Genomic DNA, 24891 nt, shown 5'->3' with positions numbered 1-24891 from the left:
TTCTAGGTAGTCGTATCGCTCGGGGCTGATCCGGCGGCAGGCCTGCGAGGAGGCGCTGTAACCCCCTCCCTGGGCGCTACCTTGCGCCCTGCTGCGCTCCCGCATCCTGCTTCGCTTGCAGGACCGGTGCTGGCCATCCATGGCCAGCCCGTTCGGAGCGATGCTCCTCACCCATGGCGCAAACCTCCTCTTCGACCTGCCCCCGGCGTCCCTCGCCAGCAGCTATTGCGATAGCCCAGACGATATAGCTCAGAGCTGCTTGAACTGGATGGTCTGGGGTTCCCGGGAGGCGCCGGCTTCTTCTAGGCGGCGCAGATAGTCGGCCCAGTTGGTGTCGTGATTGACGGCCAGGGCGTAGAGGTAGTCCCAGCTGTAGAGGCCGCTGTCGTGGCCGTCGTCGAAGTGCAGCTTGAGCGCGTAGTTGCCGGCCTGGGTGATGTTCTGCAGGCCGACGTCCTTCTTGCCGACCTGCAGCACGGCGGTATCGGGGCCGTGGCCGCGCACCTCGGCGGAGGGCGAGAAGACCCGCAGGTACTCGACGCTGAGCAGGAAGCGCTGGCCGTTGGGGTACTCCAGCTCCAGCTCGCGGGCCTTCTTGTGGTAGTGCACCTTGGAGGGGATCGGGGTGTCCATGTTCATGGCTCCGGGGTTGAGGCCTTAGGAGTGCAGCTTTCGACTCTGCCCGAGCGATAAGGCCAGCGTCGAGAAGGCGCGGTGTAAGCCGACGACAGGCCTCCGCGGAGGCGCTGTGAACCCCTCCCTAGGCGCTACCTACGCCGTCCCTGGCGTAGAACCTCCGCTTCGACCTGTCCTCGGCGCCGCGCCGCCAGCCACTATTCTGATGCTAGCCGCTGCGGTTAGAGGATATACCGCGACAGGTCCTCATCCATGGCCAGTTCGCCGAGCTGAGAGTTGACGTAGTCGGCGTCGATGACCAGCGGGCTGCCCAGGTCGCCGCCCTTGAACGAGGCCTCCTCGAGCAGGCGCTCCATCACCGTATGCAGGCGCCGTGCGCCGATGTTCTCGGTGCCTTCGTTGACCTGCCAGGCGATCTCGGCGATGCGCTGGATGCCGTCCTCGGTGAAGCTGATCTCCAGGCCGTCGGTGGCCAGCAGCGCCTGATACTGCTTGGTCAGCGCCGCGGAGGGCTCGGTGAGGATGCGCTGGAAGTCGTTGGGCGTCAGCGCCTCGAGCTCGACGCGGATCGGCAGGCGCCCCTGCAGCTCGGGAATCAGATCCGAAGGCTTGGAGAGGTGGAAGGCACCGGAGGCGATGAACAGGATATGGTCGGACTTGACCATGCCGTGTTTGGTCGACACCGTCGAGCCCTCGATCAGCGGCAGCAGGTCGCGCTGCACGCCCTCGCGGGAGACTTCACCACCGCTGGATTGCTGGCCCTTGGTAACCTTGTCGATCTCGTCGAGGAAGACGATGCCGTTCTGCTCCACGGCTTCAATGGCGCGGCGCTTGATCTCCTCCTCGTTGACCAGCTTGGCGGCCTCTTCGTCACGCAGCAGCTGCCAGGCGTCCTTGACCGCGACGCGTTTGGTCTCGCTCTTCTGCTTGCCCATGTTGGCAAACATGCTCTGCAGCTGGTTGGTCATCTCCTCCATGCCCGGCGGCGTCATGATATCGATGCCCGGACCCTGGGGCGTGACCTGGATATCGATCTCCTTGTCGTCGAGCTGGCCCTCGCGGAGCTTCTTGCGGAACAGCTGGCGGGTCGAGCTATCGCTGCGCGGCGCTTCTTCCTGGCCCCGTGGCGGCGGCAGCAGGGCATCGAGGATGCGATCCTCGGCGGCGTCTTCGGCCTTGTGGCGCACTTCTTCCTTGGCCTGCTCGCGGGTCAGTTTGATCGAGGCTTCGGTGAGGTCACGAATGATCGATTCGACGTCGCGGCCAACGTAGCCGACCTCGGTGAACTTGGTGGCTTCGACCTTGATGAAGGGCGCATTGGCGAGCTTGGCCAGACGCCGGGCGATCTCGGTCTTGCCGACCCCGGTGGGGCCGATCATCAGGATGTTCTTGGGCGTCACCTCGCCGCGTAGCGAATCATCGAGCTGCATGCGCCGCCAGCGATTGCGCAGGGCGATGGCCACGGCGCGCTTGGCATCCTGCTGGCCGATGATGAACTGGTCGAGGGCGTGAACGATTTCACGGGGTGTCATCTGGGTCATGGGGCGGCCTTCAGAGCTCTTCGAGGGTGACGTTGTGATTGGTGAACACGCAAATGTCACCGGCGATCTCGAGGGACTTCTCGGTGATCTCGCGGGCCGACAGCTCGGTGTTATCCAGCAGCGCGCGGGCCGAGGCCAGGGCGTAGTTGCCACCCGAGCCGATGGCGATGATGCCGCGCTCGGGCTCTACCACGTCACCGTTGCCGGTAATGATCAGTGAAGCATCCTTGTTGGCCACTGCCAGCAAAGCTTCCAGACGCCGCAGCGCACGGTCGGTACGCCAGTCCTTGGCCAGCTCCACGGCGGCCTTGACCAGATGGCCCTGGTACTTCTCCAACTGTGATTCGAAGCGCTCGAACAGGGTGAAGGCGTCGGCAGTGCCGCCGGCGAAGCCGGCCAGCACCTGACCGCGATACAGCCGGCGCACCTTGCTGGCATTGCCTTTCATCACCGTGTTGCCGAGTGACACCTGGCCGTCGCCGGCCAGCGCTACCTTGCCGTCGCGGCGCACGGATACGATCGTGGTCATGTGGTGTTTGCTCCCAAAAAGACGTGCAACAGGAGATGCGGGCACCTCGCGGTGAAATCAACCGGGAGGCGCTGGCGGACTAGTTCTGAAGACGGATCATCAGCGGCTCGATGCCCTGGGTCAGCATCAGGTCCTGGGCGCGGTTGAGCTCGCGTGTGTCGTCGTAGGGGCCGACCTGAACGCGGTGCCAGGTCTCGTTGTCACCGGACTGCACCTCGCTGATCTGCGCCTGGAGGCCGAAGTTGCGCAGCCGACCGGCGAGCTGCTCGGCGTCGCCCGACTCGCGGAACGATGCCGCCTGGAGCATATAGCGGCTGGCGTTGGTCGCGCTCGCCGGTTGGCTGGGCGCTTCAGCGGTGGCCTGTTCTGCAGCCTCGTCGGCGGCAGTGGTGCGGGCGATCTGCTCGGCGATGGGGTCCACGGCCTCGTCGCTGGGCGGCTCGGCGGCGGCGGTCTCTTCGCTGGGTGCTGGCGGCTGGGGCGGTGCCACCACCTCGGAGCGTGGCGCGACCACCTCGGATTCCGGTAGCAGCGTATAGAACTCGAAGGTTGGCATGCGCGGCTCGTCGGGGCCGTCCGGCTCACCCTCGGCGGGGGGGCTGCTGGAGGATGGCTTGGGCAGTACCGTGGCCATCGGCGTGGGGGCGCTCTCCTGCACGTACTGGGCGAGGAAGAAGCCGGCCACCAGGCCGGCTACCCCCCACAGCCATCCGGGCACGCCGCCACGCTTGGCTGGGGCTCGGCGGCGCGGGGCGGCACCGCGTTTCTTGGGCGCGGGACGGCGGGCCATTACATCTCCTCGGGAGCGCTGACGCCCAGCAGGTCGAGGCCGTTGCGAATCACCTGACGGGTCGCCAGGCCCAGCGCCAGGCGGGCGTTGCGCTGGGCGTCGTCGTCGACCATTACCTTCACCGCGTTGTAGCAGGTGTGGAAGTCGGCGGCCAGGTCCTGCAGGTATTGGGCGACCTGCTGCGGTTCGCGATTGCCGGCGGCGTGCTCGACTACCTCGGGGAAGCGTGCCAGGCGGTTCATCAGCGCCTTCTCCTGGTCGGCGTCGAGCAAGGCCAGGCTGGCCATGGCCAGGGCGTGATCGAAGGGCTTGCCGTCGGCCTCGGCGCGGCGCAGCACGCTGCACACCCGGGCGTGGGCGTACTGCACGTAGTAGACCGGGTTGTCGTTGGACTGTGAGCGGGCCAGGTCGATATCGAACGTCAGCTGCGAGTCGGCGCGGCGCGCGGCGAGGAAGTAGCGGGTGGCGTCGCGACCCACCTCGTCGATCAGGTCACGCAGGGTGACGTAGCTACCGGCGCGTTTGGAGAGCTTGACCTCGACCCCGGAGCGGGTGACCAGCACCATCTGGTGCAGCACGTAGTCGGGCCAGCCCTGGGGGATGCCGGTTTCCAGCGCCTGCAGGCCGGCGCGCACGCGGGTCACCGTAGAGTGGTGGTCGGCGCCCTGCTCGTTGATCACCTGCTTGAAGCCGCGCTGCCACTTGTCGAGGTGGTAGGCGACATCGGGCAGGAAGTAGGTGTAGCCGCCGTCGCGCTTGCGCATCACGCGATCCTTGTCGTCACCGAAGTCGGTGGTGCGCAGCCATAGGGCACCATCTTCCTCGTAGGTGTGGCCACCCTCGACCAGTTTGGCCACGGTATCCTCGACCTTGCCGTCGTCGTATAGCGATGACTCCAGGAAGTAGACGTCGAAGGTGACGCCAAAGGCTTTGAGGTCGAGGTCCTGCTCGCGGCGCAGGTAGGCGACGGCGAACGCGCGGATGGCGTCGAGATCGTCGGCATCCGCCTTGGCGGTGACGTGGCGGTCATCGGCGTCGACCGTCTCGCCGGCCAGGTAGCTGGAGGCGACGTCTTCGATATAGCCGCCGCGGTAGCCATCTTCCGGCCAGCTGGGGTCGTCGGGGCCGAGGCCCTTGGCGCGGGCCTGCACCGAGAGCGCCAGGTTACTGATCTGGGCGCCGGCGTCGTTGTAGTAGAACTCGCGGGTGACGTCGAAGCCGGTGGCATCGAGCAGCCGGCAGATCGAGTCGCCGATCGCCGCGCCGCGGCCGTGGCCGACGTGCAGCGGCCCGGTAGGGTTGGCCGACACGAATTCCACCTGCACTTTCTGGCCCGCGCCGATCAGGCTGCGGCCGTAGGTGTCGCCGGCGTCGAGTACCTGGTTTACCACCTGGGCCACGGCGTCGGTGGCGGCGAAGAAGTTGATGAAGCCGGGCCCGGCGATCTCGGTGCTGCGGACGGCAGGTGACTCGGGCAGTGCGGCGACCAGCGCCTCAGCCAGCTCGCGGGGCTTCTTGCCGGCCGGCTTGGCCAGCATCAATGCCAGGTTGGTGGCGTAGTCGCCGTGGGCCTTGTCCTTGGTGGGATCGACCTTGATGGTGGGGGCGACGTCGGCGGGTAGCACGCCCTGCTGCTTTAGGTTGGCAAGTGCCTCGTCGAGCAGCGCGATGATGGTCTCTTTCATGAGGGTCCTGGTGTCCTGTGGCGCGTGGCGTGGCAACGGCCGAAACGGCTTGGCCGCCCATTATCGGCAATTGCGGGGCGGCTTTAAACCCTAAGGGGAAAAGCGGGTGCGAATGCTTGGTGGGAGCGTTGCGCGGGTGATCTGCTGCTCACTCCTTCCACGGTCGCGGCTTTACCGGGCACAGCCTTTCGCGAAGACGCTGTGAACCCTTCCTTGGGCGCTCCATTTTTCATCCCTGAAAAATGAGCTTCGCTCCAGGCTGTCCCCGGCGCCGCGGCCAGGGCAGCGTCGGCACCCAGTAGCAGCTTGGCGCTATAGATGCCACGACGCCTGGCGCCGCTTGCGCCAAACTTAGCTCAACGTCTGTGGATCGATATCCAGCGACCATCTGACGCGGCGCGCGTCGCGGCTAGCCTCGAGCCAGGCGACCAGCCAGGCGCTGGCTTCGTGGAGCTTGCTGCGCTGGGCGCCGCTCAGCATCAGCTGCACGTGGTAGCGGTTCTGGCGGCGCTCCATCGGCGCCGGTACTGGGCCCAGGCAGTGCACATCCGGGCTGCCGGCGAGCCACTCGCGCAGCGCCTGGCCGGCGCTTGAGGCCAGCGCCGTGGCGTCGGCCTCACGGGGGCTCTCGAAGCGCGCCAGGGCCATGAAGCGGTAGGGCGGCAGGCCGGCGACGCGGCGCTCGGCGAGCAGCTGCTCGGCCAGCGCAGCATAGCCGCTCTCGGCCAGCTGGCGCAGCTGTGGGTCGTCGCTGTGCAGGGTCTGCACCAGCACGCGGCCAGGGTGCTCGGCGCGACCGGCACGACCGGCCACCTGCACCAGCAGCTGAGCGTTCTGCTCCAGGGCGCGGAAGTCGCTGGCATATAGGCCGGCGTCGGCGTTGACCACCACCACCAGGGTGACGTGGGGCAGATGGTGACCCTTGGCCAGCATCTGGGTGCCCACCAGCAGGCAGGGCTCGCCGCGCCTGACCTCGCCGAGCATGTTATCCAGGGCGTCCTTGCGCCGCGTGCTGTCGCGGTCGATGCGATGCACCGGCACGTCGGGGAACAGCTCGGCAAGGGTTTCTTCGGTGCGCTCGGTGCCGGCCCCCAGCGGGCGCAGGTCGGCGCTGCCGCAGCTGGGGCAGGCGTCGGGCAGTGCCTGCTTGTGGTCGCAGTGGTGGCAGGCGAGGTGGTGGGGCTGGCGATGCAGCGTCAGCCGTGCGTCGCAGTGATCGCACTCCGCCATCCAGCCACAGGCGTGGCAGGCCAGGGTAGGGGCGAAACCGCGGCGGTTGATGAACACCAGTACCTGATGGCAGGCGGCCAGCGTGGTGCCAATGGCGTCGACCACCGGTGCCACCAGGCCGCCGCGGCGTGACCGCCCGCGCAGGTCGACCAGCTCCATGCGTGCCGGGGCGTGGCGGCTGGCACGCTGGGTGAGGTGCAAATGGCGATAGCGACCGCTGCGGGCCTGGGCGAGTGTCTCCAGCGATGGCGTGGCGCTGCCCAGCACCAGTGGGATGGCGTCGCGGTGGGCGCGCGCCACGGCCAGGTCGCGGGCATGGTAGCGCAGCCCGTCCTGCTGCTTGAGCGAGCCGTCATGCTCCTCGTCGACGATGATTGCGCCGGGACTCGCCAGGGGGGTGAAGATCGCCGAGCGGGTGCCGATCACGATCGGCGCGCGGCCGCTGGCGGCGGCCAGCCAGGCATCGAGGCGTTCGCCGTCGGAGAGCCCCGAGTGCAGTGCCACCACCGGCACCCGGAAACGCTTGCGGAAGCGCTGCAGGGTCTGCGGGGTGAGGCCGATCTCGGGCACCAGTACCAGCGCCTGGCGGCCGCGTGCCACCACGGCTTCGATCAGCTGCAGGTAGACCTCGGTCTTGCCGCTGCCGGTAACGCCGTGCAGCAGGCAGGGGTGGAAGCGGTCGAGACCTTCATGCATGGCGGCCAGCGCCTCGGCCTGTTCGCGCTTTAGTGGCAGGCTGGGCTCGGCGAGCAACTGGTTGGCTGCCGGTGGCTGTGCGGCGATCAGCGGTTCGCTGCTGGCCTCGGCGAGGCCCTTGTCGTGCAAGCCGTCGAGCTGGGCACGGCTGAAGCCCTGGGCGGTAATCGCACCTGTCGCCAGCCCACGCGGGTGCTGCTTGAGGAGCGCCAGCAGCTCGGCCTGACGGCGCGCGCGGCCGAGCGTGTCGGGGGACACCGTGCGGCCGCGCTCGGTGAGTTGCCAACGCTCCCGGGTGCGGGCCTCCAGCGGGCGCCCCTGGCGCAGCAGCAGCGGCAGCGACTGGTAGAGAGTGTCGCCCAGCGAGTGCTGGTAGTAGCGTGCCGTGAAGCGGCACAGCCATAGCCAGTCGGCGGGCAGCGGGGTGCTGTCCAGCCAAGCGCTGACCGACTTGAGGTCGGCCAACGGGAACTCGCTGTGGGCGCGGCACTCGACGACGATGCCGATGACCTCGCGGCGACCAAAGGGGACCTGAACCCGTAGCCCCGGCTGCCAGCCTCCGGGAGGCGCGGTGGCGCAGGGGCGATAGTCGAACAGCCGGCGCAGCGGCGTGGGCACGGCGACCGCCAGCACCTGGGCTGGGCGTGAGACGTCGGGCATGTCAAAAGAAGTGGCGGGCAATTGGCCTCCGCGGCTGGTTCTGCTAAGATGCGTGCCCTTCGGGCTCGGGGCGCGACCCCGTGGCTTCGAAACCACCCGGTCTGTCGTTGCGCTGATAAGGCATGACAACTGTATGACAACCGTATGCGGTGCCTGGCAGATGAGATCAGGTGGCGGCATACAGCATCATGAGGCTTCAAGATGAAACAAGGTATCCACCCCGATTACAAGAAGGTCAGCGCTACCTGCAGCTGTGGCGCTACCTTCGAGGTCGGCTCGACCTCAGGCCAGGATTTCAACCTGGACGTCTGCTCGCAGTGCCATCCGTTCTACACCGGCAAGCAGAAGCAGGCGACCACCGGTGGCCGCGTCGAGCGCTTCAACAAGCGCTTTGGTGCCGCCGTCAAGCGCGGCTGATAGGCTCGCTGCTGAACTGCAAGAAGACCCGCCGCTCGGCGGGTTTTTTGTGGGCGTTCGGCCGGCTGCGCTGCGATAAGCTCGGCGTTATGCTTGAGGCGCTAGCCATAAGATTCGCTAAATATCTGGAAATACCTTCAAACATTCGATTAAAAGTCTTGAATGACAGCAACTTGGCTCAAGTTGTGGGGCTGAGCGTTTTTCTATATTCTGATTCGACTTTCTCGTTGAAGACGACTGGATAACGACGCATATGACAGACGCCAAGAAGCAAGCTGCGCTGGACTATCACGCCAACCCGATCCCCGGAAAACTCTCCATCGAGCTCACCAAGCCGACCGCGTCGGCCAAGGATCTGGCGCTGGCCTATAGCCCCGGTGTGGCCGAGCCGTGTCGCGAGATCGCCAAGGATGTCGAGAACGCCTACCTGTATACCGGCAAGGGCAACCTGGTGGCGGTGATCTCCGATGGTTCGGCAATCCTCGGCCTGGGTAACCTCGGCCCGCTGGCGAGCAAGCCGGTAATGGAGGGCAAGGGGGTGCTGTTCAAGCGCTTCGCCGGTATCAACTCGGTGGACCTCGAAGTCGACGCCGAGAGCCCGCAGGCCTTCATCGATACCGTGGCGCGAGTGGCCATTACCTGGGGGGGCATCAACCTAGAAGATATCAAGGCGCCGGAGTGCTTCGAGATCGAGCGGGCGCTGGTCGAGCGCTGCAACATCCCGGTGTTCCACGATGACCAGCACGGTACCGCCATCGTTACCGCGGCGGGCATGCTCAATGCCCTGGATATCGCCGGCAAAGCCCTCGACGAGGCGCGTATCGTGTGCCTCGGTGCCGGTGCGGCGGCTATCGCCTGCATGAAGCTGCTGGTGGCCTGTGGGGCCAAGGCTGAGAACCTGTTCATGCTCGACCGCAAGGGTGTGATTCACAGCGGGCGTGACGATCTCAACCAGTACAAGGCGATGTTCGCCACCGAGACCGATAAGCGCACCCTGGACGATGCCATCGAAGGGGCCGATGTGTTCCTCGGCCTGTCGGGACCCAACCTGCTGTCTCCTGAGCAGCTCAAGAAGATGGCCGCCAACCCGGTGGTGTTCGCTTGCTCCAATCCTGATCCCGAGATTCATCCCGATGTCGCCAACGCGGCGCGTGATGACGTGATCATGGCCACCGGCCGTTCCGATTACCCCAATCAGGTCAACAACGTGCTCGGCTTTCCGTTCATCTTCCGCGGTGCGCTGGACGTACGTGCAACGGCGATCAACGAGGAGATGAAGGTAGCCGCGGTACACGCGCTCAAGGACCTGGCGCGCGAGCCGGTGCCGCAGTACGTGCTGGATGCCTATGAGCTCGATGCCCTCGAATTTGGTCGCGGCTACATCCTGCCCACGCCGCTGGATGCGCGTCTGCTCGATCGCGTCTCGGCGGCGGTGGCCCAGGCCGCGGTGGACTCCGGCGTGGCGCGCAAGCCGTTCCCGGCCCACTACCCCCTGAATAGCGTCGATGAGGTCTACGGCGGCTAAGGTCGCCTCAGGTCCCGTCGAGGTAGTGCCACGATGCCGGCCCTTCGGGGCCGGCATTATTGTGTGTGGTTACCAGCTGTAGACCAATGAGGCGCTGGTGGTCATGTCGCTGCGGGCGGTGGCGGTCTCGGGAGGCTGCGAGTTGCGGCGGATCTCGTGGGAGAGCCGCAGCGCCATGCGCGAATTGATGCGTGCGGTCAGCGCCGAGTAGGAGCGCGAGGTGGTATTGTCGCGGGTCGCCTCCAGTGACAGCTCCTGGGAGAAGGCGGCGTTGTCGGTGATCTCCCAGTCGTAGGCGAGTGCGCCGTAGCCGACGCTCAATCCTTCGCTCTCTTGATCGCGCACGTCATCGAAACGATAGCCGGGCCCAGCCTCCAGTGACAGGTGGTGAGTATCGCTGTCGAGGAGCTGGCGGCCGTAGCCGGCGATCGCCGTGACCTGCTGGTCGTAGCCGCTGAAACGGTCCTTCTCCCAGCGGGCGAAGCCGAACAGGTAGTGGTCGCCATCGAAGTCGTAGCGCTCGCGCCAGGCGGCCAGATACTGCTCGGCGCTGGTGGTGTCGTCGCGGGCCACGTTGCGGATCTCGCCGCGCAGGCTGTGGGTCCAGTTGCCGGTCAGCCAGGTCAGCCTGCCCTTGCCGAGCAGGGTACGGCTGTCGGTGTTGCCGGAGAGCTGGGTGAAGCCGAACTCGAGGTCGCCGGTGAAACGATCGTCCTCTTCGTCAGGCGGCGGTGGCGCATAGAAGGGGCTTGCCTGGGCGCTGAGCGGCATCGTCAGCACAATGGCTGCTACGCCGCATAGGCCAAGCCATTGACGTCGCATGCTGTAACTCCGTGTCGCTGCATGGGTGTCAGCCTACCGGGGGCAGGCGCCGGGTGCCAGGTGGCGAGGCTTGGGCGGCATCCGTGCCGCCCGCATCGAGTTCAGAAGATGGCCTCGTATGAGCCGGTGCCCTGAGAGCCACTACTATCCTCGATCTCTCGACCAACGCTGCGCGGCTGGTAGTCGGGCAAGTGGTCGCCATGGAACAACTCGCTGATGCCGCCGGACTGGTCGTCGTGGAGGCGTCGGCCGGTATCGGCGTCGACCCGCACGCGTACGATATTGTCGGGCGCCTCGGGCATTGCCTCGGGGCGGCCGTTGAGGGCATTGCCCATGAAGTCGATCCACACCGGCAGGGCGGCGCGACCGCCGTATTCGCCGGTGGTCTCGTTGTTGTCCTTGCCGATCCATACGGTAGTGACGATGTCGTCGTTGTAGCCGGCGAACCAGGCGTCGCGCTGTTCGTTGGTGGTGCCGGTCTTGCCGACGATGTCCTGGCGGCCGAGCTCGAGGGCGGCACGACCGGTGCCACTGTCGATCACGTCGCGCAGCATGTCGCGCAGGATGTACACCGACGTTGGGTCGGCGACGCGCTCGGCGAGCGGGTAGAGGCGACCGTCGATCTCAACGTCGGTGGCGCCGTTATCACACTCGCGGCAGGCGACCCGAGGTACCGCCTCGTCGATGACGTTGTCATCGTTGCCGCGGGTCACGCGCTCGACGAACCAGGGGGAGACCTGGAAACCACCGTTGGCAAGTACCGCATAGGCGTTGGTCATTTCCAGCGGGGTCAACGAGGCGCTGCCCAGCGCCAGCGACAGGCCGCGTGGCAGACGGCTCTCGGCGAAGCCGAAGCCCTCGAGGAATTCGATGGCGTTCTCGATACCCAGGCTCTGCAGCACGCGCACCGTGACCAGGTTGCGCGACTGTGCCAGCGCTACCCGCAGGCGGGTCGGGCCGAGGAAGTTGCCGCCGGCGTTGACCGGTCGCCATAGGTCGTTGCTGCCATCTTGCATCACCACCGGAGCATCGTTGACCACCGTGGCGGCGTTCATATCGCCGTCCTGAAGTGCGGCAAGGAACACGAACGGTTTAAAGATCGAGCCCGACTGGCGCTGCGCCTGGGTAGCGCGGTTGAACTTGCTGGCATTGAAGCTGAAGCCACCCTGCAGGGCCAGGATCGCCCCGGTATCCGGCTCCAGGACCACGATCGAGCCCTCAGCGTCAGGACGCTGGGAGAGCCGGAAGCTGCCGTCGTCGCGCTCCAGAATGCGCACCAGGTCACCGCGACTGGCGATCTCGGCCGCCGAGCTCGGTTCGGGGCCGCGGGCAAAAGCGCTGCGATATTCGCGGGCCCAGCTCAGGCCGTCCCACTCGAGGGTGACCAGTTCGCCGCGCCGGTCGAGCACGGTCATCTCGCGCCCCTCGCTTTCGACCACGATGGCTGCCTGCAGCGGGCCGAAGCCGGGGGTGCGCTCGAGCACCCGCAGCCAGTTGCTGACGTCGCCGTCGATGCCCTCGACCTGGCTCTGGCTGCTCTCGGCGGCCTGGCGGGCGGTCTCCATGACCTCGGGGGACTCACCAAGCTCTTCCTCGAGACCGCTGCGTTCGGTGCGCTCCTGGGCCTCGACCAGGCTCGAGGGGATGCCGGTATCCTCGGGGCCGCGCCAGCCGTGACGGGTATCGTAGTCGATCAGGCCGCGGGTCAGAGCGTCGCGGGCGAAGGGCTGCAGCTCGCTGTCCAGCGTGGTGTGGATACGATAGCCACCGGTGTAGGCCTCGTCACCGTAACGCTCGATGGCGAACTGGCGGGCCATCTCGGCCACGTAGGGGGCATCGATCTCGACCTGGGCGGTGAAACGCTGGGCGGTGATCGGGGCTTGCACCGCTTCGTCATAGGCGGCTTGGTCGATATAGCCAAGATCGCGCATGCGAAACAGGATCCAGTTGCGGCGGATCAGCGAGCGCTCGGGGTTGGCCAGGGGGTTGAACGACGACGGCGCCTTGGGCAGGCCGGCAATCATTGCTTTCTGGGCCAGGGTCAGCTCGGAGAGCGGCTTCTGATAGTAGGTTTCAGCCGCAGCGGCGACGCCGTAAGCGCGGTTGCCGAGGAAGATCTTGTTGATGTAGAGCTCGAAGATCTCCTCCTTGCTCAGCACCTGTTCCATCTGCAGTGCCAGCAGGATCTCGCGAATCTTGCGGGTAAAGGTGCGATCCAGGGTCAGCAGGTAGTTGCGCGCCACCTGCATGGTGATGGTGGAGCCACCGGTCTGAATGTTGCCGCCGCTGGATACCAGCTCATAGGCGGCACGGGCCAGACCGCGCGGATCGACGCCGGGGTGGTCGAAGTAGTTGGCGTCCTCGGCGGCCAGCAGTGCTTGGACCAGATCCTCGGGCACCTCGTCGAAATCGATGGCCATGCGCCGCTCTTCACCGAATTCACCGATCAGCTTGCCGTCTCGACTGAAGATGCGCAGCGGCGTATGCAGCTCGAAATCCTGAAGCTGGCGCACGTCGGGCAGTCCCGGGGCGAAGTAGAGGGCTGCGCCGACAACGGCCAGTACACTGGCGGTGCCCAGCGAGAGCATGAGCCAGAGCAACGAAATAGCGGAGGTTTTGAGCAACTTCATGAAGAGGCGGTACCCGTGGTGCGTGGAGGAAGCGGCGCTGAAATGGACGCAGGAACCAAAAGGGTATTATAGGAAGCCTGGTCGTTTGCCACCAGCGTTGAAGGTGCAACTCCCTGGTAGTTGTGTGATGTCGAGAAAGATCATGTAACCTCATGGTAAGGGCTTATGGTAAAGGAATGAGCCCTTTAGCCGATAATAATGACTGTGGCGTCATCGGCGCCGTGCAGGGGAGTAAAACTTTGGTGCGACTCAAGCGCTCGGGTAGGGCATTGGTCGGGGTCGATATCAGTTCGGCGACGGTCAAGCTCATAGAGCTCAAGCATGCCGCCAGTCATTATCAGGTCGATAGCTATGCGGTGCATCCGCTACGCGAGGGGGCCGTGGTGGAGCGCCGCATCCGTCATATGCAGGATGTCGCCACTGCGCTGCGTGCCGCCGTCGAGCAGGCACGCCTGCATACCCGCCGTGCCTGTGTGGCAGTGCCTGCCAGTGCAGCGATCACCAAGACGCTGACCTTCCCCGCCTCGCTCAACGATGACGAGATCGAGGCGCGCATCGAGTTGGAGTCTGACAAACATATTCCGTTTCCGTTCGCCGAGGTGGCCTTCGACTTTCAGCGCCTCGGGCCCAATGCACGCTACGGCGATCAGCAGGACGTTTTGCTGGTCGCCTGCCGTCAGCAGGATGTCAGCCAGTTGACCGAGGCCCTGCTGCAGGCGGGGCTGGAGCCGGACGCGGTAGACGTCGAGACCTTCGCCATGGAGCGTGCCTTCGGCGAGCTGCGTCACCAGCTGCAGTCGTCGTTGCCGCACGAAGACGACTGCGTAGCTCTGGTCGATATCGGTGCCACCATGAACTCGTTTCACGTGCTGCACCAGGGGCGTGTCACCTACAGCCGCGACACCGTGTTCGGCGGTCGCCAGTTGACCGAAGAGATTCGCAGTCGCTATGGCCTTAGCCTCGAGGAGGCCGGTCTGGCCAAGAAGCGTGGCGGCCTGCCCGAGGACTACCCCCGCGAGGTGCTGGAGCCGTTTCTCGATACACTGGTCCAGCAGATTGGACGCTCACTTCAGCTCTACTACACCGCCGGACGCAAGTTCGAGGTCAAGCGCCTGATGATAGCCGGCGGCTCCAGCGTAGTGCCGGGGCTCAGTGAGCGACTGATGCAGGATAGCGGCATGGACGTGACCATCGCCAATCCCTTTCTGCGCATGAAGATCAACTCGCGAATCGATATTCACACCCTGGCCGGGGATGCCCCGGCCATGCTCACGGCCTGTGGTCTGGCCATGAGGGCGCGCCAATGACCATCGAGATCAATCTGCTGCCGTGGCGTGACCGCGTGCGCGAACGCCGTAGCCGACGCTTTCATATCGCATTGGTGCTGGCGGCTGCCGTCGGGTTGGGCAGTGGAGCCAGCATGACCCTCTTCTATCAGCAGCGGCTCGAGGCGCAGCAGCAGCGCAACGCTCACGTGGAGGCCCAGGCGGCGCAGCTCGAGCGGGATATCCGCTCGATCGGCGAGTATGAGGAGGCGCGGGCACAGATGCTCGATCAGATCGACGTATTCAGCCGTTTGCAGGTGGGGCGCCCACAGACCGTGCACGTCTTCAATCAGCTGGTTGAAAGTCTGGAGGAGGGTGTTCACTACACGCGCCTGTCGCGCCAGGGCGATTCGCTGCGCCTGGTGGGGCTGGCCGACAGCAACCGCCAGGTATCCGATCAGCTGCGCGCGCTGGCGGCGGCGAGTGCACTCGACGTACCGGTGCTGTCCGAAGTCGAATCCGAAGATGGGGCGGCTCGCCGGCGGTTCAGTCTAAGCGTCAATCAGCAGATGCCCGATGACGTCGAACCGCGCGCCGATGAGCGGGTGCCGGAGCGGGACGCCGAGGAAGTGTCGTCATGAGTCTGGCGGGGGAGTGGCGGCGGCTGCGTGAGCTAGAGTGGCGTGAGCTGGACATCAAGGAGTCGGGTCGCTGGCCGTGGTCGCTGCAGCTGATCTGCTGCCTGCTGGCGCTGGGGCTGACCTTCGCCGGGATGCACTGGTACCTGGCAGCGCCCAAGGCCGAGGAGCTGGCAGCGGCCGAGCGCCACGAGCAGAGCCTGTTGCGCGACTACCAGAGCAAGGCCGTGCAGGCGGCAAACCTGCCCGCAATGCGGGCCCAGTCGGATGAGTTGGAAGCGCGTCTGGAGGCGCTGCTGGAGATGCTGCCCACCGGCGCCGAGATTCCCTCGCTCATCGACAATATCAGCGAAACGGCGATCGACAACGCGCTGTCGATCGACTTCATTCGGCTGCGAGCCCCGGAAGAGCGTGACTTCTACGTCGAGCAGCCGTTCGATATTCAGGTCCGGGGCGACTATCACCGCATTGCGGCCTTCCTGGCCGGGGTGGCAGGCCTGCCGCGCATCGTGACCCAGCATGATTTCAGTCTGGAGCCGGTCGAAGGCGGCAGTCAGCTGCGCCTCTCGATGCTGGCGCGCACCTACAGCTATCGCCGCGATGCCGAGGAGGCGCCATGAAGACCGCGTCGCTGGCCTTGGTGGTGAGCCTGCTGCTGCTGGGAGGCTGTGCCGACCCTGACCTGACCGGTCTCGAGCGTGAGCTCGAGGCGCTCAAGCGCAACCCCGGCGAACTGACGGTGGCACCGCTGCCCGAGCTGCCGCGCTATCGTGCGCCGGGCTATGAGCAGGCCGATGCGCGCAGCCCGTTCGAGGCACGGCGCCCGGATGATGACAGTGCCGCCGCGCCGGCGGAAGGCGAGCGCGCGCCGGATCCCGAACGCCCGCGAGAGCCCCTCGAGCGCTACGACCTCAGCGAGCTCGAGCTGGTCGGGACCCTGACGGTCAATGCTCAGCCTTCGGCGCTGCTACGGTCACCGGAAGGGCAGGTACATCGGCTGCGGGTCGGCAATTATCTGGGGGCCGATGACGGCCGCATCGTGAGCATCACCAGCGCCTCGATCGTGCTGGTAGAGACCGTGCGTGAGCGAAATGCCTGGGTCGAGCGAACGCGAGAAATGACGCTGCCCAACTAGGGCGATCAATATAAGCCGCTGAGCCGGGAGGGCAGGCGGCGTGGCGCAGGGGAATACGACAATGAGCATTATCACGCGTCTGACTGCAGCCCTGACCTTGGCGCTGCTGAGCCTGCCAGCGCTGGCGGCATCGACGCTCGACGACCTTAGCTATCGTCAGGGGGCGGGGGGCGAGCTGGAGGTCGTGCTGACGTTCGGTGGTGGCGTCCCAGAGGTGCGAGGCTATCGTCTCGACGATCCGGCGCGTTTGACCATCGACCTGATGGACACCGCCAGTCGCCTCGAGCGTAGCCGGCAGTCGCTGGAGATCGCCGGGGTGCGTGATTTGACCACTCTCGAAGCTGGGTCGCGTACCCGGCTGGTGTTCGCCCTCGAGGGTGCGCTGCCCTACAACACGCGCCAGGAAGGGAATTCCCTGGTGCTGTCGATCGGGGGTGACGGTGGCGCTCAGCCTGCGTCGATGCCCCGGGCCGAGCCGGCCGCTGCGCAACGCGCCGCTGAGCCTGTCAGCCGTGAGCCGCGCATCGAGGAGATCGACTTTCGCCGTGGCGAAGAGGGGGCCGGGCGACTGATCGTTACCTTCGACCGCTCGGGTGTCGATTCCCGGGTCCGCGAGAGCGGCAGTCGCGTGATCGCCGAACTGCGCCGGGTGGAGCTGCCGGCCGAGCTCGATCAGGTGCTCGACGTGACCGATTTTGGCACGCCGCTGCGGCGCATCAGTCCGCAGCCGGGGCGCGATGGTGTGACCCTCGAGCTGGAAGCCAGCGGCGACTATGCGATGCTCTCGACCCACACCGGCCGCGAGCTGGTGATCGAGATTCAGCCGGTGTCCCAGGCCGAGCGCGAGACCCGTGAACGCGACCGCTTTGCCTATACCGGCGAGCGTATCACGCTCAACTTCCAGGACATCGAAGTGCGCTCGGTGTTGGCGATCATCGCCGATTTTACCGGTCTCAATCTGGTCGCCAGCGACAGCGTCACCGGTAACGTCACCCTCAATCTCGAGGATGTGCCCTGGGATCAGGCCCTTGACCTGGTGCTCAAGAGTCACGGCCTGGCCAGCCGCCAGGAGGGCAATGTGATCGTGGTGGCGCCGGCCTCGGAGCTGGCCAATATCGAGCGCCAGGAGATCGAATCCCGCGAGCAGATGGAGACGCTCTCCCCGCTGACCACCGAAATGATCCAGGTTCGCTATGCCCGGGCTTCGGACCTCGCCGCCCTGCTGCGTGGCGAGGGCGGCTTCGGGCTGCTCACCGAGCGTGGCCGGGTCAGCGTCGACCAGCGCACCAACACCCTGTTGATTCAAGACACTGCCGATCAGATCCAGAGCATTTTGCGCACCCTGGACCAGCTCGACGTCGCGGTGCGCCAGGTGCAGATCGAGGCGCGCATCGTGATCGCCCGCGACAGTGCCACTCGTGAGCTGGGCGTGCGCTGGGGCGCCTCTTCGACCCGCGGATTTCGGGAGCGTGAGAGATCAGGTGATACGCTTTCACCTCCAGAGGTGAATAACCTCGTCGACAACGTGGGGCGTAACATCAACCCGCAGGGGCTCAACCGTGCCCGGGGAGGCTTGGCAGTGGACATGGGGAGCGCCACCAACCCATTGAGTACCTTTGCCTTCGGCTACCTCTCCGGCGACATCCTGCTCGACCTCGAGCTGCGCGCCCTGGAGAGTGAAGGCAAGAGCCAGACCATCTCCCAGCCGCGGGTGATTACCGCCAATCAGCGCACCGCGGTGATCAAGCAGGGCACCGAGATTCCCTATCAGGAGGCTACCTCCAGTGGTGCGACCAGTACCGAGTTCAAGGAGGCGGTGCTGTCGCTCGAGGTCACCCCGCAGATCACCCCGGATAATCGCATCATCATGGATCTGATGATCAACAACGACACCGTATCCGACCAGAGTTTTGAAGGGGCACCGGCGATCGATACCAATCAGATCGAGACTCAGGTACTGGTCGACAACGGCGAAACCGTGGTGCTGGGCGGGATTCTCACCACCGAGCAGATCCGCAGCCTGTTCAAGACGCCGTTCTTCGGTGACCTACCGCTGATCGGCAATCTGTTCCGCTATACCCAAGACTCGAGCGAAAAGGTAGAGTTGCTGGTATTCATCACCCCGAGAATCATCGAGGACGGACTGGCAATTCGCTGATGCAGGACTTACCCAATCTATTTCTGATCGGCCCCATGGGGGCCGGCAAGAGCACCATCGGCCGCCTGTTGGCGGCCGAGCTGTCGCGTGACTTCTTCGATAGCGATCACGAGATCCAGGGCCGCTGTGGCGCCGATATCCCGTGGATCTTCGAGATCGAGGGCGAGGCGGGGTTCCGTGAGCGCGAGGAAGCCATGGTCGATGAGCTCACCCAGCGCGAGGGCGTGGTGGTCGCTACCGGCGGTGGCGCGGTGATGCGCGAGAGTAATCGCCGTGCCTTGCGCGAGCGCGGCACGGTGATCTACCTCTATACCACCGTCGAGCAGCAGCTGCGGCGGACTGCCAAGGATCGCAATCGCCCGCTGCTGCAGAACGGCAATCCCGAAGAGATCCTGCGCGGCATGTTTGCCAAGCGCGATCCGCTGTATCGTGCCACCGCCGACCTCATCGTGCGCACCGACCGCCGTGGCCCGCGTTCGGTCGTCAGCGAAATCGTGCGCCGCGTGACGCGTCTCGTCGATCCACTGCAATGCAAGGCCTGACATGACCACATCTTCCACGTCGCCGGTGACGCTCAACGTCGAACTCGGCGAGCGCAGTTACCCCATCCATATCGGTGCCGATCTGCTCGGCGATCCCCAGTGGCTGTCGCCCCATCTGGCCGGTCGCCAGGTGATGGTCGTGACCAACGAGGTCGTGGCGCCGTACCACCTCGAACGCTTCAAGGCCGGCCTGCCCGCCGACCTGGAGGTGCGCGAGCTGGTGCTGCCCGACGGCGAGGCAACCAAGACCCTCGATCACGTCAGCCGCATTTGGGATGCCCTGCTCGAGGCCGGCTTCAATCGTCGCTGCACCCTGGTGGCGCTGGGGGGCGGCGTGATTGGTGACATGGTGGGCTATGCGGCCGCCAGCTATCAGCGCGGTGTGGCCTTCATCCAGGTGCCCACCACGCTACTCTCCCAGGTCGACTCCTCGGTGGGCGGCAAGACCGGCGTCAATCATCCGCTGGGCAAGAACATGATTGGTGCCTTCTGGCAGCCGCGTGCGGTGCTGATCGATACTGCGACCCTGGCCACCCTGCCGGCGCGGGAGTTCTCGGCGGGGCTTGCCGAGGTGATCAAGTATGGCCTGATTCGTGATGCCGACTTCCTGGCCTGGCTGGAGGCCAACATGGTGGCGCTGCGCGAGCTTGATGGCGAGGTGCTGCGCGAGGCGATTCGCCGTAGCTGTGCGCTCAAGGCCGAGATCGTTGCCGCCGACGAGACCGAGCAAGGCGTGCGTGCGCTGCTCAATCTTGGCCATACCTTCGGCCACGCCATCGAAGCACATCAGGGCTACGGCAACTGGCTGCACGGCGAGGCGGTAGGCACGGGAATGCTGATGGCCGCCGAGCTGTCGCGGCGGCTGGGGTGGCTGACAGACGCGGACGTCGCCCGCACTCGGCGCATCATCGCCGCCGCTGGCCTCCCCGAGTCGGCGCCCGCGGCCATGGGGAAGGACGACTTTCTGAGTCGCATGCGACTCGACAAGAAGAATATCGATGCCCGGCTACGCCTGATACTGCTGCGTGGGCTGGGCGATGCCTGCTTGAATGACGAGACGCCGCCGGCGCTGCTGGAGGCACTGCTGAACGACTATCCACGCAGCTGATTTCGCTGCCTTCGCTCTGCGCCACATCCAGATCACGGCGCCTGCTGACCGCAGGCGCCGTTTTTTTCTGCTGTGCGGCTTGGCGCTCTGGCAGTAATTCGCATGCCTTATGCACAACTCGCATGGCTTTTTGCGTAAAAGCAAGACTAAAGTCTAACGGCGAGGAGCAGGGAGGAGTGAGGGTACAAGTCATTGACCTGCCACGTGTTTTTTATTGAATGGTGAGCTAACTAGCCGATTTTTGGCGATTTTTCTGATTGAGGAGAAGGTGGGGAATTGCGTGTCACAGGGTAGCTAGCTATGCTGTACGGCCTTTTTCACGCCAGACAACGGCCGCTCAACGGTAGTCATAAATAAAGAAAAACATTCGATAATAGCACTGAGCGCTTCTGGACACAAGACATCGATTTCAGTGAGGCACGCCCATGAGACAGGGTCTTCATCAGCCGGGTGAGTTCCGGGACAACTGCGGCTTCGGCCTGATCGCGCATATGGAGGGCCAGGCCAGCCATGCGCTGCTCAAGACCGCCATTGAGTCGCTGACCTGCATGACCCACCGCGGCGGTATTGCCGCTGACGGCAAGACCGGCGATGGCTGCGGCCTGCTGCTGAAGATGCCCGCCGACTTCATGCGCGCCGTGGCCCGTGAGTCGCTGGGTGTCGAACTGGGGCGCAGCTTTGCCGTGGGCAGCATCTTTCTGCCCGATGACGATGCTCGCGAAGACCATGCCCGCGAGGTGCTGGAAGCCGAGCTGGCAGCGCGCAACCTGACCGTGCACGGCTGGCGCGATGTACCTACCGACGCCAGCGTGTGCGGGCCGATGGCGCTGGACTGCCTGCCGCGCATTCGCCAGCTGTTCGTCGAGGCCGCTGACGAGCGACTCGATGCCCAACTGGCCGTCGACCTGTTCATGGCCCGGCGCCGCGCCGAGCAGCGCCTGCGCGACGAAGCAGACTTTTACATCTGCTCGCTGTCGGCCAAGGTGGTCTCCTACAAGGGCTTGATGATGCCCGTTGACCTGCCGACCTTTTATCGCGACCTCGGCGACGAACGCCTGGAGACGGCGATCTGCGTCTTCCACCAGCGCTTCTCCACCAACACCGCACCGCGCTGGCCGCTGGCGCAGCCGTTCCGCTTCCTGGCGCACAACGGTGAGATCAACACCATCGAGGCCAACCGCGGCTGGGCCAACTCGCGCAAGGAAAATTTCGTCAACGAGCTGCTGCCGGACATCGCCGAGCTCGATGAAATCGTCAATACCGTGGGCTCCGACTCCTCGAGCATGGATAACATGCTCGAGGTGCTGATGACCGGCGGCATGGACATCTACAACGCCATTCGCATGATGGTGCCGCCGGCATGGCAGAACGTCGAGACCATGGACGGCGACCTGCGCGCCTTCTACGAGTACAACTCGATGCACATGGAGCCATGGGACGGCCCGGCCGGCATGGTCATGACCGACGGCCGCCATGCAGTGTGCATGCTCGACCGCAACGGCCTGCGTCCGGCGCGCTGGGTGATCACCAAGAACGGTTTCATCACCTTGGCGTCGGAGATCGGTACCTATGACTACGCGCCAGAGGACGTGGTCGCCAAGGGGCGCGTTGGTCCCGGCCAGGTGCTCGGCATCGACACCGAGACCGGCGAGGTGCTGCACACCGAGGACATCGACAACCGTCTCAAGTCGGCCTTCCCCTACAAGCGCTGGTTGAAGGACCGCGCCCACTATCTGGAATCGGCGCTCACCGAGCTGGCGCGCTTCCAGCCGATGGACACCGACGATCTCAACGTCTATCAGAAGATGTTCCAGATCAGCTTCGAGGAGCGCGACCAGCTGTTGCGGCCGCTGGCCGAGAGTGGCCAGGAGGCGGTGGGCTCCATGGGCGACGACACGCCCATGGCGGTGCTGTCGCGCCAGAATCGGGTGCTCACTGACCACTTCCGGCAGAAGTTTGCCCAGGTCACCAATCCGCCCATCGACCCGCTGCGCGAAGCGATCGTGATGTCCCTGGAGACCTGCATCGGGGCCGAGCTCAATGTCTTCGAGGCGACGCCGGAGCATGCCCACCGGATCATCCTGACCACGCCGATCCTGTCGCCGCGCAAGTTTACCGCGCTGGTCAGTCACGAGGATCCGGCCTTCGCCAGTCATGCCTTGTCGCTTGCCTATGACCCCGAGCAGCAGGGGCTCAAGCAGGCGCTGCAGGCCCTCTGCCAGGAAGCCGAGGCGGCGGCGAGGGATGGCAAGGTGATCCTGGTGCTGTCGGATGCCAGTCTCGAGAAGGGCCAACTGCCGATCCATGCGGCGCTGGCCACCGGCGCCATCCACCACCACCTGGGCCGGCTGGCGCTGCGCCCGCGGGTCAATATCGTGGTTGAGACCGGCTACGCACGCGATGCCCACCAGATGGCGGTACTGTTCGGCGTGGGTGCCACCGCGGTCTATCCCTACCTGGCTTACCAGGTGCTGGCCGATATGCACCGCACCGGCGAGCTGACCGGCAACCCGGCGGATGCCCGCGAGAACTACCGCAAGGGCATGCAGAAAGGGCTCTACAAGATCCTCTCCAAGATGGGCATCTCGACCCTGGCTTCCTACCGCGGCTCGCAGCTTTTCGAAGCGGTGGGCCTGCACACCGAAGTGATGGAGATGTGTTTTACCGGCATGGCCTCGCGCATCGAGGGTGCCGGCTTCGCCGAGATCCAGATGCAGCAGTCGCTGCAGGCGCGCGACGCCTGGCTGCCGCGCAAGGGCATCAGTCAGGGTGGTCTGGTCAAGTACGTCCACGGCAAGGAGTATCACGCCTACAACCCCGATGTGGTGATGACACTGCAGGAGGCGGTCCAGCAGGGCGACTATCAGAAGTGGAAGAAATTCGCCCAGCTGGTCAATGATCGCCCGGTGGCGACCATTCGAGATCTGCTGGCCCTCAAGCCGGCCGCTGAGCCGCTGCCGCTGGATGAAGTGGAGCCGGTGGAGAGCATGCTTCCGCGCTTCGACAGCGCCGGCATGTCGCTGGGCGCGCTGTCGCCGGAGGCGCACGAGGCGCTGGCCCAGGCCATGAACGAGGCTGGCGGGCGCTCCAACTCCGGCGAGGGCGGCGAGGATCCCGCGCGCTATGGCACCATCCGCTCGTCCAAGATCAAGCAGATCGCCTCGGGGCGTTTCGGTGTGACGCCGGCCTATCTGGTCAATGCCGAGGTGCTGCAGATCAAGGTGGCCCAGGGCGCCAAACCCGGTGAGGGCGGCCAGCTGCCCGGCGGCAAGGTCAACGAGCTGATCGCACGGCTGCGCTACTCGGTGCCCGGCGTGACGCTGATCTCGCCGCCGCCGCACCACGACATCTACTCCATCGAAGACCTGGCGCAGCTGATCTTCGATCTCAAGCAGGTCAATCCGGATGCCCAGGTCTCGGTCAAGCTGGTCTCCGAGCCGGGGATCGGCACCATTGCCACCGGCGTGGCCAAGGCCTACGCCGACCTGATCACCGTGTCGGGCTACGACGGCGGCACCGCGGCCAGTCCGCTGACCTCGATCAAGCACGCCGGCAGCCCCTGGGAGTTGGGGCTGCCCGAGGTGCACCAGGCGCTGCGCATCAACGGCCTGCGCGACAAGATCCGTCTGCAGACCGACGGTGGTCTAAAGACCGGCCTCGACGTGGTCAAGGCGGCGATTCTCGGCGCCGAGAGCTTCGGCTTCGGCACCGCGCCGATGGTCGCGCTGGGCTGCAAGTACCTGCGCATCTGCCATCTCAACAACTGCGCCACCGGCGTCGCTACCCAGCACCAGTACCTGCGTGACGAGCACTTCCGCGGCACCGTCGACATGGTCAAGCACTACTTCCGCTTCATTGCCGAGGAAGTGCGCGAGCTGATGGCGATGCTCGGCGTGCGCCAGCTCACCGATCTGATCGGCCGCACTGACCTGCTCGAGGCGATCGAGGGGCAGTCCAACGCCCAGCGCCGGCTCGACCTGACACCGCTGCTGGAGAACGACCACGTGCCGGCCGACGCGCCGCAGTTCTGCCAGGTGGAGCGCAACGTGCCGCATGATCCGGGCGCCAAGAACCGCGAGGTGCTCGACGCCCTCAAGGGTGCCATCGAGGCCAAGTCGGGCGGCGAGTTCTCGTTCACCATCACCAACTGCGACCGCAGCGTGGCGGCGCTCACCTCCGGGGCCATCGCCAAGCGCTACGGCGAAGAGGGGCTCGAAGATGCGCCGATCACCGCGCGCTTCACCGGCGTTGCGGGCCAGAGCTTCGGGGTGTGGAACGCCCGCGGCCTGCATTTGCACCTCGAGGGCGACGCCAACGACTACGTCGGCAAAGGCATGAACGGTGGCTCGATCACCATCGTGCCGCCGCGGGCCAGCACCTTCGAGAGCCACGCGACGGCGATCGTCGGCAACACCTGCCTGTACGGCGCCACCGGCGGCAAGCTGTTCGCCGCCGGCCAGGCCGGCGAGCGTTTCGGCGTGCGCAACTCCGGTGCCCATGCGGTCATCGAAGGTGCCGGCGACCACTGCTGCGAGTACATGACCGGCGGCCTGGTGGCCGTGCTGGGCGAGACAGGCGTCAACTTCGGCGCAGGCATGACCGGGGGCTTCGCCTATGTGCTCGACGAGGACCGTACCTTCGTCGACAAGTACAACCACGAGCTGGTCGAGATCCATCGGATCAACACCGAGGCCATGGAGGCCTACCGGCGCCACCTGCGGGAAGTCATCGAAGAGTACGTTGCGGCCACCGATTCGGCCCGCGGCAAGGCGATTCTCGAGGACTTCAGCGACTTCATCCGCCACTTCTGGCTGGTGAAGCCCAAGGCAGCGAGCCTCAACGGCCTGCTCGCCGAATCCCGCCGGCGGCCCGAGTAAGCCCGAC

The 24891-nt window shown here is 65.5% G+C and carries 18 protein-coding genes; 10 read left to right on the top strand and 8 right to left on the bottom strand.

The window, feature by feature from the left end; genetic code table 11:
• Window positions 1-249 precede the first annotated feature (249 nt).
• The 6 genes from BLT16_RS12650 to BLT16_RS12625 form a co-directional block, all read right to left on the bottom strand.
• On the bottom strand, window positions 250-633 hold the full coding sequence (locus BLT16_RS12650) for a gamma-butyrobetaine hydroxylase family protein (protein WP_089658878.1): 384 nt from the start codon (window positions 631-633) through the stop codon (window positions 250-252).
• A 224-nt stretch (window positions 634-857) separates the two neighbouring features.
• Window positions 858-2177 (bottom strand): ATP-dependent protease ATPase subunit HslU, encoded by a 1320-nt coding sequence (gene hslU, locus BLT16_RS12645; protein ID WP_089658877.1) that lies wholly within the window; start codon window positions 2175-2177, stop codon window positions 858-860.
• 10 nt (window positions 2178-2187) lie between these two features.
• Window positions 2188-2706 carry an ATP-dependent protease subunit HslV gene (hslV, locus tag BLT16_RS12640; protein WP_089658876.1) on the bottom strand — a complete coding sequence of 173 codons (519 nt, stop codon included), beginning with the start codon at window positions 2704-2706 and terminating at the stop codon, window positions 2188-2190.
• A gap of 79 nt (window positions 2707-2785) precedes the next feature.
• Window positions 2786-3496: an SPOR domain-containing protein gene (locus BLT16_RS12635; RefSeq protein WP_089658875.1), complete on the bottom strand. Its 711-nt coding sequence runs from the start codon at window positions 3494-3496 to the stop codon at window positions 2786-2788.
• Window positions 3496-5181, bottom strand: a complete 1686-nt coding sequence (gene argS, locus BLT16_RS12630) for an arginine--tRNA ligase (protein WP_089658874.1) — start codon at window positions 5179-5181, stop codon at window positions 3496-3498. Before argS ends, BLT16_RS12635 begins: the two co-directional genes overlap by 1 nt.
• A 351-nt stretch (window positions 5182-5532) precedes the next feature.
• Window positions 5533-7767: a primosomal protein N' gene (locus BLT16_RS12625; protein ID WP_089658873.1), complete on the bottom strand. Its 2235-nt coding sequence runs from the start codon at window positions 7765-7767 to the stop codon at window positions 5533-5535.
• Window positions 7768-7968: 201 nt separating this feature from the next.
• Between BLT16_RS12625 and rpmE the strand changes: the two genes are divergently transcribed.
• Window positions 7969-8184: a 50S ribosomal protein L31 gene (gene rpmE / locus BLT16_RS12620; protein WP_089658872.1), complete on the top strand. Its 216-nt coding sequence runs from the start codon at window positions 7969-7971 to the stop codon at window positions 8182-8184.
• A gap of 253 nt (window positions 8185-8437) precedes the next feature.
• Window positions 8438-9709: a malic enzyme-like NAD(P)-binding protein gene (locus BLT16_RS12615; RefSeq protein WP_089658871.1), complete on the top strand. Its 1272-nt coding sequence runs from the start codon at window positions 8438-8440 to the stop codon at window positions 9707-9709.
• Between the two features lie 69 nt (window positions 9710-9778).
• On the opposite strand, the gene BLT16_RS12610 is transcribed toward BLT16_RS12615, so the two are convergent.
• Window positions 9779-10531: a DUF481 domain-containing protein gene (locus BLT16_RS12610; RefSeq protein ID WP_089658870.1), complete on the bottom strand. Its 753-nt coding sequence runs from the start codon at window positions 10529-10531 to the stop codon at window positions 9779-9781.
• A 101-nt stretch (window positions 10532-10632) separates the two neighbouring features.
• Window positions 10633-13161, bottom strand: a complete 2529-nt coding sequence (locus tag BLT16_RS12605) for a penicillin-binding protein 1A (protein WP_089658869.1) — start codon at window positions 13159-13161, stop codon at window positions 10633-10635.
• A gap of 242 nt (window positions 13162-13403) precedes the next feature.
• Here BLT16_RS12605 and pilM point away from each other — a divergent pair, with 242 nt between their 5' ends.
• From pilM to gltB, 8 genes are all read left to right on the top strand, one after another.
• Entirely contained in the window at window positions 13404-14468 is a 1065-nt protein-coding gene (pilM, locus tag BLT16_RS12600) for a type IV pilus assembly protein PilM (RefSeq protein ID WP_089658987.1), read from the top strand.
• Window positions 14465-15067, top strand: coding sequence for a PilN domain-containing protein (locus BLT16_RS12595; protein ID WP_089658868.1), 603 nt, complete (start codon window positions 14465-14467; stop codon window positions 15065-15067). Before pilM ends, BLT16_RS12595 begins: the two co-directional genes overlap by 4 nt.
• Window positions 15064-15684: a type IV pilus inner membrane component PilO gene (locus tag BLT16_RS12590; RefSeq protein ID WP_089658867.1), complete on the top strand. Its 621-nt coding sequence runs from the start codon at window positions 15064-15066 to the stop codon at window positions 15682-15684. The genes BLT16_RS12595 and BLT16_RS12590 overlap by 4 nt, the downstream gene beginning before the upstream one ends.
• Window positions 15681-16199 carry a pilus assembly protein PilP gene (locus BLT16_RS12585; protein WP_089658866.1) on the top strand — a complete coding sequence of 173 codons (519 nt, stop codon included), beginning with the start codon at window positions 15681-15683 and terminating at the stop codon, window positions 16197-16199. The genes BLT16_RS12590 and BLT16_RS12585 overlap by 4 nt, the downstream gene beginning before the upstream one ends.
• 61 nt (window positions 16200-16260) lie before the next feature.
• Window positions 16261-18357 (top strand): type IV pilus secretin PilQ, encoded by a 2097-nt coding sequence (locus tag BLT16_RS12580; RefSeq protein WP_089658865.1) that lies wholly within the window; start codon window positions 16261-16263, stop codon window positions 18355-18357.
• A complete protein-coding gene (gene aroK, locus BLT16_RS12575) occupies window positions 18357-18899 on the top strand; it encodes a shikimate kinase AroK (protein ID WP_089658864.1) in 543 nt (180 codons plus the stop codon). The genes BLT16_RS12580 and aroK overlap by 1 nt, the downstream gene beginning before the upstream one ends.
• 1 nt (window position 18900) lies before the next feature.
• The gene (gene aroB, locus BLT16_RS12570) at window positions 18901-20007 is read left to right on the top strand and encodes a 3-dehydroquinate synthase (protein WP_089658863.1); all 1107 of its coding nucleotides are present in this window, start codon (window positions 18901-18903) and stop codon (window positions 20005-20007) included.
• A 425-nt stretch (window positions 20008-20432) separates the two neighbouring features.
• The gene (gltB, locus tag BLT16_RS12565; protein WP_089658862.1) at window positions 20433-24884 is read left to right on the top strand and encodes a glutamate synthase large subunit; all 4452 of its coding nucleotides are present in this window, start codon (window positions 20433-20435) and stop codon (window positions 24882-24884) included.
• Window positions 24885-24891: the final 7 nt, after the last annotated feature.

It is taken from the genome of Franzmannia pantelleriensis, from assembly GCF_900102875.1.
Lineage (GTDB): Bacteria > Pseudomonadota > Gammaproteobacteria > Pseudomonadales > Halomonadaceae > Franzmannia > Franzmannia pantelleriensis.
The sequence above is the reverse complement of the archived record's forward strand: the minus strand, read 5'-3'. Positions and strand labels throughout refer to the sequence as shown.

Excerpts from the sequence above, each read along its gene's own strand:
- BLT16_RS12615 (WP_089658871.1), top strand. The coding sequence starts at position 8,438 with ATGACAGACGCCAAGAAGCAAGCTGCGCTGGACTATCACGCCAACCCG.
- hslV (WP_089658876.1), bottom strand. The coding sequence starts at position 2,706 with ATGACCACGATCGTATCCGTGCGCCGCGACGGCAAGGTAGCGCTGGCC.
- aroB (WP_089658863.1), top strand. The coding sequence starts at position 18,901 with ATGACCACATCTTCCACGTCGCCGGTGACGCTCAACGTCGAACTCGGC.
- hslU (WP_089658877.1), bottom strand. The coding sequence starts at position 2,177 with ATGACCCAGATGACACCCCGTGAAATCGTTCACGCCCTCGACCAGTTC.
- aroK (WP_089658864.1), top strand. The coding sequence starts at position 18,357 with ATGCAGGACTTACCCAATCTATTTCTGATCGGCCCCATGGGGGCCGGC.
- BLT16_RS12625 (WP_089658873.1), bottom strand. The coding sequence starts at position 7,767 with ATGCCCGACGTCTCACGCCCAGCCCAGGTGCTGGCGGTCGCCGTGCCC.
- BLT16_RS12650 (WP_089658878.1), bottom strand. The coding sequence starts at position 633 with ATGGACACCCCGATCCCCTCCAAGGTGCACTACCACAAGAAGGCCCGC.
- BLT16_RS12605 (WP_089658869.1), bottom strand. The coding sequence starts at position 13,161 with ATGAAGTTGCTCAAAACCTCCGCTATTTCGTTGCTCTGGCTCATGCTC.
- BLT16_RS12595 (WP_089658868.1), top strand. The coding sequence starts at position 14,465 with ATGACCATCGAGATCAATCTGCTGCCGTGGCGTGACCGCGTGCGCGAA.
- argS (WP_089658874.1), bottom strand. The coding sequence starts at position 5,181 with ATGAAAGAGACCATCATCGCGCTGCTCGACGAGGCACTTGCCAACCTA.
- BLT16_RS12580 (WP_089658865.1), top strand. The coding sequence starts at position 16,261 with ATGAGCATTATCACGCGTCTGACTGCAGCCCTGACCTTGGCGCTGCTG.
- BLT16_RS12590 (WP_089658867.1), top strand. The coding sequence starts at position 15,064 with ATGAGTCTGGCGGGGGAGTGGCGGCGGCTGCGTGAGCTAGAGTGGCGT.
- gltB (WP_089658862.1), top strand. The coding sequence starts at position 20,433 with ATGAGACAGGGTCTTCATCAGCCGGGTGAGTTCCGGGACAACTGCGGC.
- BLT16_RS12610 (WP_089658870.1), bottom strand. The coding sequence starts at position 10,531 with ATGCGACGTCAATGGCTTGGCCTATGCGGCGTAGCAGCCATTGTGCTG.
- BLT16_RS12635 (WP_089658875.1), bottom strand. The coding sequence starts at position 3,496 with ATGGCCCGCCGTCCCGCGCCCAAGAAACGCGGTGCCGCCCCGCGCCGC.
- BLT16_RS12585 (WP_089658866.1), top strand. The coding sequence starts at position 15,681 with ATGAAGACCGCGTCGCTGGCCTTGGTGGTGAGCCTGCTGCTGCTGGGA.
- rpmE (WP_089658872.1), top strand. The coding sequence starts at position 7,969 with ATGAAACAAGGTATCCACCCCGATTACAAGAAGGTCAGCGCTACCTGC.